The organism is Scytonema hankhaensis NUACC26, assembly GCF_045865695.1.
Lineage (GTDB): Bacteria > Cyanobacteriota > Cyanobacteriia > Cyanobacteriales > Nostocaceae > Scytonema.
In genome coordinates this window covers 1-10,484 of the sequence record NZ_BAACAP010000067.1, presented here as the reverse complement: position 1 = coordinate 10,484, position 10,484 = coordinate 1, and the positions used below count along the sequence as shown (strand labels likewise).

Here is a 10,484-nt window from a genome sequence, read left to right as displayed (position 1 = left end):
TTAAGCACTGCTTTAGAAAGAGCTTACACAATTCCCTCTGGGATAGAAGTTGCAACAGATCGAACCCAAGAGAGTGAAGCGATTGTTTTCACAACGGATCGTCCCTTAGTCATTGGTAAACCCATTCTGAAACACTTTTTGACTGCTCAAACAGTTAATGAGATTCCTGAAACTTTGCGCGATCGCGTCACCAACCAATGGAGTCGTCAGACAAATGGAGACTGGGGAGGGCGCGAGCAACTCTTATTTGAAGAGCAACCAAAACCAGGTAATTGTTTTTATCTAGTACTGGATTCTGAAGACTCTCTAGACGGTAACGTCATGCGAATTAGGTTTAAAGGGGCGGCTGCTACATCCACTGGTATCAACCCCAATCAACCGCCCCGTCGTTGGGAAGCATGGGACGGTCAACAATGGGAACCAGTCTTGCTGAGAGAAGATGATGATGCGACTCGTGGTTTTAGTTTCTACGAGCAACACAACCCCGCTCAAGGTGCAGATGTAGTTCTGCATATACCCCAAAAGTGGCCAGTGACTAGCTTTACGACTTATCGAGGTCGCTGGCTGCGCTGTGTTTTGACAACTCCAAATACCAATCAACCGAGTTATACTAATTCTCCAAGGATCGTCGGCTTAAGCGTACAAGCTATTGGGGGTACTGTGGATGCTAGCCAAAGTATTCTAATTTTGAACGAGGTATTAGGAATAAGCGATGGTACGCCCGGTCAAACTTTTCAATTACAAGGCTCTCCTATTTTAAGCCGTCGAGAAAATGAGTTTATAGTCGTGACTCCTCCTGGAGGATTACCTCAAAAATGGCAAGAGGTTGCAGATTTTGCAGATTCTGGTGCTAGTTCGCTTCACTATACAATTGATTCTTTAACTGGTGAAGTTCAATTTGGTCCTTTAATTCGCGAACCTAATTCTCTCAGCCACCAAACACAAATTCGCTCCAGAATACAGCAGTCAAAGCAAGCAGACTCTAAGTTAGCCGATCTGCAAATGTTGGAATATCAGTACGGAGCTATTCCGCCTCGTGGTTCGGAGATTAGAACGATCGCCTATCGCATTGGTGGTGGACGTAAGGGTAACGTTCAAAGCGATACGCTTCAATTTTTAAGAACGGCTGTTCCTTATATTGCTAAGGTGAACAATCATAACCCCGCACGTAATGGGGCTGATGGCGAAACTTTGGATCGGGCTGTCCTGAGAGCTCCACAAATACTGCGGACTCGCGATCGCGTTGTAACTGCCGAAGACTTTGAAGTGATGGCACAACGCGCTGTTCCAGGAGCGATCGCAAGAGTTCATTGTATCACACCGACTTCTTCACGCGATGCAGGTAATATACGTCTCTTAATTGTGCCACAAGCAAATCTAGATGGAATTGCTCGAGGAGAAGGAATACGCCCAGAACAGTTTGTCATAGAAGAAGCAGTCCAACAAAAAGTTTTGCGCTACTTAGATGAAAGGCGATTGTTGGGCGTACAGGTGCAACTTCAAGAACCGAAATATGTAGGTGTTTCCATACGAGCACAAGTTGCTCTCGAACCAGCTTACGAACATTCTTCTGCTCAACAAGAAATTCTATTGAAATTGCGCGTTCTTCTGTATCAATATTTAAATCCCCTAACCGGGGGACCAGAAGGTAAAGGTTGGCCTTTTGGACGATCTGTTTATCCTTCAGATATTGTAGCGTTATTACAACAAATTCCTGGAGTGCGTTACTTAGGTGCAGTTTTATTATTCTCAATACGCAAGCAAGGCCAAACTTGGGTTCGGGAAAAAGATCCAGAAGCTTTTATTAACCTAGAACCGCAAGATTTGATCTGCTCTTGGGCTGATAAAAATTTGCGCTCTGGTCATGATATCACTCTCATCACTACCTGAAGGATATGACTATGCTGAAAACTCGCTCTAATCCTCCTGTAAGTATTCAAATAACCCCAATGCGAGTTCCTGAAGCGATGCCTTCTGTAGACCCTGCCTTGCTTTCTAGTAGTGTAACTATAGAATCAGTCACTCAAAAGAGTTTGCTTGTATATCCTGGAGAACCCAGCGAGATGATTGTACAAGTAAAAAACTTGGAACAACACACTTTGCAGTTAACCTTGAAAGTAGAAGGAAACTTTCCTCTTGAGTGGTGTCAAATTATCACAGAGGACAAGGAAATTGCTCCTGGAGCGCAAATGGAAGCCGTACTTTATTTTTTTGTTCCGGCTACATTTTTTGAGGATCGAGAAGCAATCAGCCCGGAAACACGAGATCGGTTAGTTCTTGATTATCACTGCATAATTGACGTATATATCAATGAAAGTAGCGAGCAAGAACAAATTCAGCAAGAGGAGTTTGGTTTATACATCCGCCCTTACACTAGCTACATGAGTTTTCTCCCGGCTGTCTACCGTGAAATTGACTTTATGAGTCGCTTCATGCAGATATTTGAACAAGCGATCGAGCCGGTGATTCAAAACTTCAAGGTCATGTGGGCAAACCTAGATCCCTTGACAGCACCAACAGCTTTATTACCCTTTTTAGCTTACTGGGTAGCTTGGCCACTCGATTCAATCTGGGGTATACCTCAGCAGCGTCGTTTGATTCGCCGCGCTATGGAACTTTATCGTTGGCGGGGAACTCGCAAAGGGTTGCGTCTTTACTTACATCTTTATACGGGTTTACCTTTAGATGAGGATATATCTCAAGAAGCCGAAAAACATATTAGCATTACAGAACCCTTTAGCCAAGGTTTTATCTTATCGTCAGCAAACTTAGGAGAAAATACCGTCTTAGGCGGCGGTCAGCCTTACCACTTTATTGTGCGTTTGCGTGCTGACAATAAAACTCTGGACGAAACATTGGTGCGGCGTATCATCGACCAAGAAAAACCTGCTTTTTGCACCTACGAATTATTTATGTAAGGGCGCAAGGCATTGCGCCCCTACCCCATTGCCCCTTATCCCCAGAGGGGGCCCCGAGTTCCCCATTGCCCCTTATCCCCAGAGGGGGTCCCGAGTTCCCCATTCCCTATTCCCTAGTATCATGACACATCCTTTTCCACCACCACCCATTAAACCTTTAACACGCCTTCAAGCCTTAGATGGTTTATTAATTAATGCCGAACGCTGGCGCAAGGCACATGAATACCACCGTTTGCGGCAAAATGTTCACTATCAATCACTCCATCAACCAGGAATTGTCTGTGGCTTAGGTGTGCGAGTGATTGCTCCTCCATCTTCGTATAAAGCAGAATATCGAGACAATCGTTGGGTAGAAATTCAACCAGGTGTTGCTATTGATGTTGCGGGTAATGTCATTGTTGTACCTAATGCACTAGAATTTCGGATTGCGACGGAAATTCCTGATACTGAACCTGTGATGATATATTTGGTGGTGAGTTATGTAGACCCAGACCAACTACAGCGTAATGACCAAAGCGAGTACCTTCAAGAAACTTTTCGTTTAGATGAAAAAAGCCAGCGACCAGAACCCACAGAAATAGAGCTTTGTCGAATTTTCTTACAACCAGGACCAGTTTCGATTACTCAACCTACAGATGCTTTTTTCCCAGGATATAATAATGTAGACTTACGCTATCGCATTTATGCTCAGGTACGTCCTCAAGCGATCGTGCGTATGGCTTTAGTTAGTCATAGCGACCCTGAGTATTCTCGGAACTTTTTTAACCTTTCATACTTACTACAGTCTGTAGAAGTTCTTCATGCTTCTTTAAAAGGCTCTGATGATATTGGTCAAGTTTCTTTAGAAGAATACCTTCTGGATTATGATTTGCTTTACTTAACGGGTAAAGACGCACTAGCTTTGAATAGTCGTGAGTTTGACAATTTAAAAGCGTACTTAGATAAAGGTGGAACCCTTTTAGTTGATGCACCATTCGATGCGATCGCTTTAATTGAAAGTACTCAAACTTTGGCTCAACAATTAGGTTATTCTTTAAAGCCTTTAGAAGAATTTCGCCGAAATCACCCTTTGCGGACAAAACCTTTCTTATTTGCTGCTTTGCCAACAGTCAATCAACAACCGATTCAGATGTTTTTAGGAGGTGGAATTATTTTGGTGACTGGAGATTTAGCGATGTCTTGGGGACTCGACCAAGAATTATCTTTATCTAGATTTGACATTCGCACGGCTCAGGAATTGGGTATTAATATTCTTCAGTATGCTTGGAAACGGCGACAGTTAATTGGTTTACAACAGGAGGATTATTCAGCTTTATGGTAAAACTACTTTATTTAATTCCAACGATTAATGCGATCGATAAGCAGAGGCAGATCCGTAGAACTCGGAGTAAGTGAAGGTTCGCGATAGGTGATTTTTTCTTAGACTCCTATCTTGCAAGTATCGGTGTAAGTCAAGTCGCTAACAAGAAGTGCAATTCGGTCAGGGCTTAGTCAAAACCAAAGGTTGGGCGGCAACGCCTGTGTCAAAGATTCAACTTACGTCTAATCACAAATAGTAAGTTTCAGTGACACACTTAATAATAGACTTAAAGATATACAGTCAGTAAGACTCAAGAGTTTTTTAGTACCTATGACTTACCAAGGAGCGCAAAAATCTGTTAAGCAGTCTTCAACTCAGATAAAACAATCTCGAGTTGCTCTATCTAACCTCGATTGCCAAATACCAGCAGATTTAACATCTTCATCTAAAGTGACGGCTTCTAGTATTCCTAGTAAAGCAGAAAGAGATTCTATAAGAAGAAAACTGTTTGGGAACGGTGGAGAGGAAGCGTATATTCAAGCTCAACCATTACAGCGATCGCAACCAGCCGGTTTAAGAGAAGAAAAGCAACAACGTGTCGCTCGAGCAAAACAGACCATCAAATTACTAGGTAACAATATTACTCCTAGTCTCAACAAACACATTTTTGATGCTTTACCCACTAGTGGTGGTCAAGCCAACCCTGAAGAACCTTCCGGGCTACACGCTTATAACAATCAAGAGCTGCCTCGTGGGATCGAGATAGAAGCAACTGAGGGTTCTAACAATAAGGTTCATACTTTGACTTGGCGTTGGAAAACAGGTCGAAAACTTAAAGAGAGTACAATGTTTCCAAAATGGATGCCAAAAGAACACGTAAACACCTTAATTGCTTTGAAATTTCCTGAGACACGTCAAACAGAAGTCCAACAAGATCGCCTTTATCCGGAAGCAGCCAGAACCTATATACAGCGAGGTCTTAAGATAAAATTAGCGCGAGCAGGGGATACAGTTTATCCAGTTTGTAAGTAAGTCAACACAATTAAAGTTAATATGACCTACCAACGAGTACAAAAATCTATCAAAGATTCCTCAACTCAGATGAAACAGTCTCGAATGGCTCGACTTACTATTAGCAACGAGATTCAAGCCAAATTAGTATCACCACCCAGAGTCATGATGTCTAGTATTCCTATCAAAGCGCAAAGAGAAGCCATTAGAAGAAGTATGTTTGGTCATCAGGCAGAAGGTGTGCCTATTCAAACAAAGCTAACAATTGGAGAGCCTGGAGATAAATACGAACAAGAGGCAGATCGGGTAGCAGCAGAGGTTGTAAACCAAATTAATGCACCAGGTTCTCAGCAGTCAAGTCAAAACCTTCAGCGAAATGAAATTTCTGAAGAAGAGAAGTTAATGATGAAACCTAAAATAAGTACCATCCAAAGTGTAGCAATGCCTAACAAAAAGAAAGAACTTCAAATGAAACCTACATTACAACTTCAAGGTAGCAATGAGGGTGTGGCTGCTACAGCAGAATTAGAAAGTTCTATCCAACAGGCACGGAGCGATGGAAAACCGCTTGTAGACAATATCAAAAACCCAATGGAACAAGCTTTTGGTGTTGATTTTAGTCAGGTGAAGGTTCATACAGATTCTCAAGCTGACCAGCTGAATCGGACAATACAAGCACGAGCTTTTACCACAAAGCAGGATGTATTCTTTCGGCAAGGAGAATACAATCCACAAAGTCGTTCTGGACAAGAGTTGTTAGCTCATGAGTTGACTCATGTGGTGCAACAGAACGCAGGTCGTACTGTATCTATCCAGAGGGTAAAGGCTTCTTCTTCTAAGAAGACACAAGATGCTACTTCTGTAGAAAAGTTAAAAGGTGAGGATTATGCTAATAACGTTCAAAAGCTCATCGACGAAATAAACGATCGCTTACCTGGATTTTTGGATGACACGATCGCATCACAGCTACAAGTCATTAATGATAATCGCTCTAAGTGTACTATCTCTTCTAGCCTTGTACTAGGTGAAGATACTAATAATCAAGAATACGGCGACTACAAAGACAATATCGTTAAGGAGATTGAGAAAGTTAAACCTCTCATTGACGAAACAAATAAGAAATATTTTACATCAGAGTGGAGACAGCATAAAGACCAAATTATAGCCTTGTTCGATGAGTTGCCGCAGAAAGCAGTGGATGAACGAGTTTCCAATTTTATTAAACAAAAGAAAGTATCAATTGAGAACCAGCAGGAGAAGCAAAAAGCCATAGAAGAAATCGATACAGCATTATCTAAACTTTCACAAGCACTAACAAATCAGTTGAAGGCATATTTCGGAAACATATATAACAAAAATTTTTCTCCCTCACACTCTAAATCCTGAATTAGAAAAAATGATAAATTTTGGAATATGAGACTTGAAAAAGAGCGATAGAGTTAAGGATTTTATAAAAAATATCAACTTCTGTCTAATGACAAATTTTCAAACATGATGACATAATTAATTATGGTTTTATAATTTTGAGACAATATTTATTAACAGTCATAATCGATATTTTATGTGCCTTATACAACTTAAAGTTGTAAGGGCGGAGTGTGTAATGTGAGATGAGCAAAACCAACACAAGCTAATCAACAAAAAGCTATGAAAGTCAAAGTTTTTAATTCACAAACCAAAGAGCGAGGAATTGAACTCGATTTCGATGAAATCTTCACTGATGAAGATGTATGCATTATAGGTCGTTCTCCTGATTCTGGTTTAGTTCTGGATAGTTCTGATATCAGCCGAGTTCATGGTAAATTTTTTCGGGAAAATGGAGAAATTTATTATGTTGACTTGGGTAGCACCAATGGCTCAAAGGTGAATGATGAAATTGTCACCATGAATCAGAATTATCTACTCAAGTCGGGGGATGTTATTCAAGCTGGTGAGTTTGTTCTCTTTATTCAAGAAACTAGCGATATTCCTGAAGATAAAACAGTTATCAGAGATTTAGATGCAACTGTATTTTCATCTTGGAAGCCTCATAGTGAAGCTCAAGCAACTGACAGTCCAGGTGCTTTAGTAAGAGTGAGCGCAACTCTGGAAACTGAGGAACCGGACGATCCCAAGTCGCAAACTCAGGCTTTACTAGTAGCGATTAATAAACGTATCATAAAAGATATTACGACAACGAAAAACTGGACGCGAGATTCGTATATTAATGCGGTTCGTAAAGCTCGCGAGACGATTGAACATAGCAAAATTATCGATCCAGAAGCACTGGAAAAAGAAGCAGATAAGTACTGGCGAGCGCTCGCTAAAGGAACTTCAACTGTCACTAGCCGTTTGGGTTCCGCTACTATCAAGGGAGCTTCAGAAATCGGAAGCCGTTTGAGTTCTGCTACTGTTAAGGGAGCTTCAGAAATCGGAAATCGTTTGGGTTCTGCTGCTAAAGCTGCTTGGAAAGAAGCGATCGCACCCAAATCTAGTTTGGAAAAAGAACTCAATGAGTCTCGTTCTGATAACAAAAGCAATACTTTTGAAGCGGCTGATTCTGAAGATAAACACCTACAAACTGTTGAAGATGAAATGAGTCAGTTGGTTTCTGGAAATAACTTGCATACAACTGCTTCTGAAGATAACTCATACCAAAACAAGTAAGAATTAGCTCAATTAAGTCTAAATAGGACTCAATTCAAAATCCAAAATGGCATAAAAAATTGATGAACCGCACTCCTATAACTTCCCGATCCCAAGCCAAAATTCATTATTTACATCTCGAAAGAGCTTTGTCGGAGATTGAGCAAGCTGTTGAGGATTATAGCGATCGCTTAGAACAATCTACAGAATCCATTCCCGATCTAGAATCTGCTCTTGTTGAAGTTGCTACTACAATGGATCGCTTCTCAGCCATAGGACATTTGTGTAGCACCTTCCACCTATCCCTTTTCGAGACTCAAGTTCTGTTGTTATGTGTCGGTCAGGCACTTCTCCCTTACTTCCCACAACTTTGTATGAAGGCTCAAGGAAACGAGCAATTAGCGTATCCAACTTTTGGTTTAGCTATGCGTCTTTTCCCAGACTCTCATTGGAATGCTCTGTTACCTGATGCTCCTTTACAATATTGGCAATTGGTCAAAGTTGGGATAAATTCCGATCTGCCTCAGTGCCGTTTGCAAATAGACAATAGTATCTTGCTGTACCTATTGGGCGAGCCTTATCAAGACGATCGCCTCGCGCATTTAATCCAGCCTATGCCAGTCAAGTCTGATACTGGCGTACTATTACAGCCTTCACATCAAGACATAGCAGAACGTTTAGCAAACGCTTGGTCGCAAACTCAAAGCACATCTTTGACCTTGCCTATTGTACAATTGTGTGGTATTGAAGTCACCGATAAGTGGGCGATCGCTGCTACTGCTTGTGCTCTTGACAGGCGAGCGCTCAAACTTATGTCTGTCAGTCATTTACCAACCGACTTAACAGAACTCAACCACATAATACGAAGGTGGGAAAGGGAAGCTATTTTAACGAATAGCGTTCTTTTGCTAGATTGCGAGCAATTGAATTCAGACGATTCTGCACTCAATACAGCAATTCTACAGTTGATTCAGAAGATTCGGACTCCACTCATTATCTCCGCCGAAGACCGAATACTGTCACCACACCGTCCTTTGATGACCTTCGATGTACCCAAGCTGACTCCTAATGAACAGCGAAGCGTTTGGTACTCTTGCCTTGGAAGCAGTGGAACTCAATTGAACGGGCATGTAGAAGCGTTAGTCTCTCAGTTCAACCTTAACAGTCTTGCGATCCAATCTGCTTGCTTGCAAGTGAGCGATCGATATAAGAAGATTCCACTACCTTCGACCTCCTCCCCAGTTCCTCATCAACTGTGGGATATTTGTCGGACAATGGCACGACCCAGGCTAGATGATTTAGCACAACGCCTTGACTTAAAAGCAACTTGGGATGACCTCATCTTGCCAGCAACCCAAAAAAACATCTTGCGTGATTTGGTGATTCAAGTTCAACAACGAGCAAAAGTTTACTGGGATTGGGGTTTCGCTAGTAAGGCAAATCGTGGTTTTGGCATAAGTGCTTTATTTGCAGGAGCTTCCGGTACTGGTAAGACTATGGCTGCAGAAGTTTTAGCCAAAGAATTAAGATTGGATCTTTACCGCATCGATCTGAGTGCTGTAGTCAGTAAATATATTGGTGAAACCGAGAAAAATCTGGGGCGGATTTTTCATGCTGCAGAGGCGGGGGGTGCAATTCTCCTCTTTGATGAAGCTGATGCTTTGTTTGGCAAACGCTCTGAAGTTAAAGAGAGTCGCGATCGTCATGCCAACATCGAAGTTGGGTATTTACTTCAACAAATGGAAGCATATCAAGGTTTAGCGATTTTGACAACGAACTTAAAAAGTTCTTTAGACCAAGCTTTCTTACGCCGTCTCCGATTTGTTGTTTCTTTCCCCTTTCCAGATTCTAAATTGCGAGCAGAAATTTGGCGGCGTGTTTTTCCTCAACAGACACCAACTCAAGGATTAGACTTTGAAAAACTAGCTCAGCTCAATCTAGCAGGTGGAAACATCCGTAATATTGCGCTGAATGCTGCCTTTACTGCTGCACAAGCAGAAGAACCAATCATGATGAAACACATATTAAGTGCAGCACACAGTGAATGTATGAAATTAGAACGAACTTTAACAGATACTGAAATTCAAGGTTGGTTGTAATCGCATAAGAACAATATACATATGATTTACGAGCCGCAAAAATCTGTACGTCACTCCTTAATGCAGAAAAATCAGTCGAGAATAGCTCAACCTTCTCTAGAAATTTTAAGAGAGACTGATTCAGTATTATCTCCTAAAAAATCAATTGCTAGTATTCCTAGCAAAGCTGAGAGAGAAAGTATAAGAAGAAGCTTATTTCAACAATCGGCAGGAACATCGTCCGAGCAAGTTGTGCAAAGAACAACAACCCAGTTTTCAGACTCTCATGACCCAGTTGATGAGTTGTTTGAATACCACGCAAATTCTCATGACCCAGTTGACGAGTTGTTTGAATACCACACAAATTCTCATGACCCAGTTGACGAGTTGTTTGAATACCACGCAAATTCTCATGACCCAGTTGATGAGTTGCTTGAATACCACGCAAATTCTCATGACCCAGTTGATGAGTTGCTTGAATACCACGCAAATTCTCATGACCCAGTTGATGAGTTGTTTGAATACCACGCAAATTCTCATGACCCAGTTGAT

The 10,484-nt window shown here is 41.6% G+C and carries 8 protein-coding genes; all 8 read left to right on the top strand.

The features are described 5' to 3' along the window. Positions 1 to 1,890: putative baseplate assembly protein (locus tag ACKTT2_RS01840; RefSeq protein WP_407883379.1), on the top strand; the 1,890-nt coding region annotated here is incomplete at its 5' end. A gap of 11 nt (positions 1,891 to 1,901) precedes the next feature. Further along, a complete protein-coding gene (locus ACKTT2_RS01835; RefSeq protein WP_407883377.1) occupies positions 1,902 to 2,918 on the top strand; it encodes a phage tail protein in 1,017 nt (338 codons plus the stop codon). A gap of 121 nt (positions 2,919 to 3,039) precedes the next feature. Then, positions 3,040 to 4,239: a DUF4159 domain-containing protein gene (locus ACKTT2_RS01830; protein WP_407883375.1), complete on the top strand. Its 1,200-nt coding sequence runs from the start codon at positions 3,040 to 3,042 to the stop codon at positions 4,237 to 4,239. A gap of 309 nt (positions 4,240 to 4,548) precedes the next feature. Then, positions 4,549 to 5,250, top strand: coding sequence for a hypothetical protein (locus tag ACKTT2_RS01825; protein ID WP_407883373.1), 702 nt, complete (start codon positions 4,549 to 4,551; stop codon positions 5,248 to 5,250). Between the two features lie 21 nt (positions 5,251 to 5,271). Beyond that, positions 5,272 to 6,615: an eCIS core domain-containing protein gene (locus tag ACKTT2_RS01820; protein WP_407883371.1), complete on the top strand. Its 1,344-nt coding sequence runs from the start codon at positions 5,272 to 5,274 to the stop codon at positions 6,613 to 6,615. Between the two features lie 261 nt (positions 6,616 to 6,876). Beyond that, a complete protein-coding gene (locus ACKTT2_RS01815; protein WP_407883369.1) occupies positions 6,877 to 7,875 on the top strand; it encodes an FHA domain-containing protein in 999 nt (332 codons plus the stop codon). Between the two features lie 62 nt (positions 7,876 to 7,937). Then, positions 7,938 to 9,953, top strand: coding sequence for an ATP-binding protein (locus ACKTT2_RS01810; RefSeq protein WP_407883367.1), 2,016 nt, complete (start codon positions 7,938 to 7,940; stop codon positions 9,951 to 9,953). Between the two features lie 21 nt (positions 9,954 to 9,974). Then, the coding region (locus ACKTT2_RS01805) for a hypothetical protein (RefSeq protein WP_407883365.1) at positions 9,975 to 10,484 on the top strand (510 nt) is incomplete at its 3' end.

Excerpts from the sequence above, each read along its gene's own strand:
- ACKTT2_RS01835 (WP_407883377.1), top strand. The coding sequence starts at position 1,902 with ATGCTGAAAACTCGCTCTAATCCTCCTGTAAGTATTCAAATAACCCCA.
- ACKTT2_RS01830 (WP_407883375.1), top strand. The coding sequence starts at position 3,040 with ATGACACATCCTTTTCCACCACCACCCATTAAACCTTTAACACGCCTT.
- ACKTT2_RS01825 (WP_407883373.1), top strand. The coding sequence starts at position 4,549 with ATGACTTACCAAGGAGCGCAAAAATCTGTTAAGCAGTCTTCAACTCAG.
- ACKTT2_RS01820 (WP_407883371.1), top strand. The coding sequence starts at position 5,272 with ATGACCTACCAACGAGTACAAAAATCTATCAAAGATTCCTCAACTCAG.
- ACKTT2_RS01815 (WP_407883369.1), top strand. The coding sequence starts at position 6,877 with ATGAAAGTCAAAGTTTTTAATTCACAAACCAAAGAGCGAGGAATTGAA.
- ACKTT2_RS01810 (WP_407883367.1), top strand. The coding sequence starts at position 7,938 with ATGAACCGCACTCCTATAACTTCCCGATCCCAAGCCAAAATTCATTAT.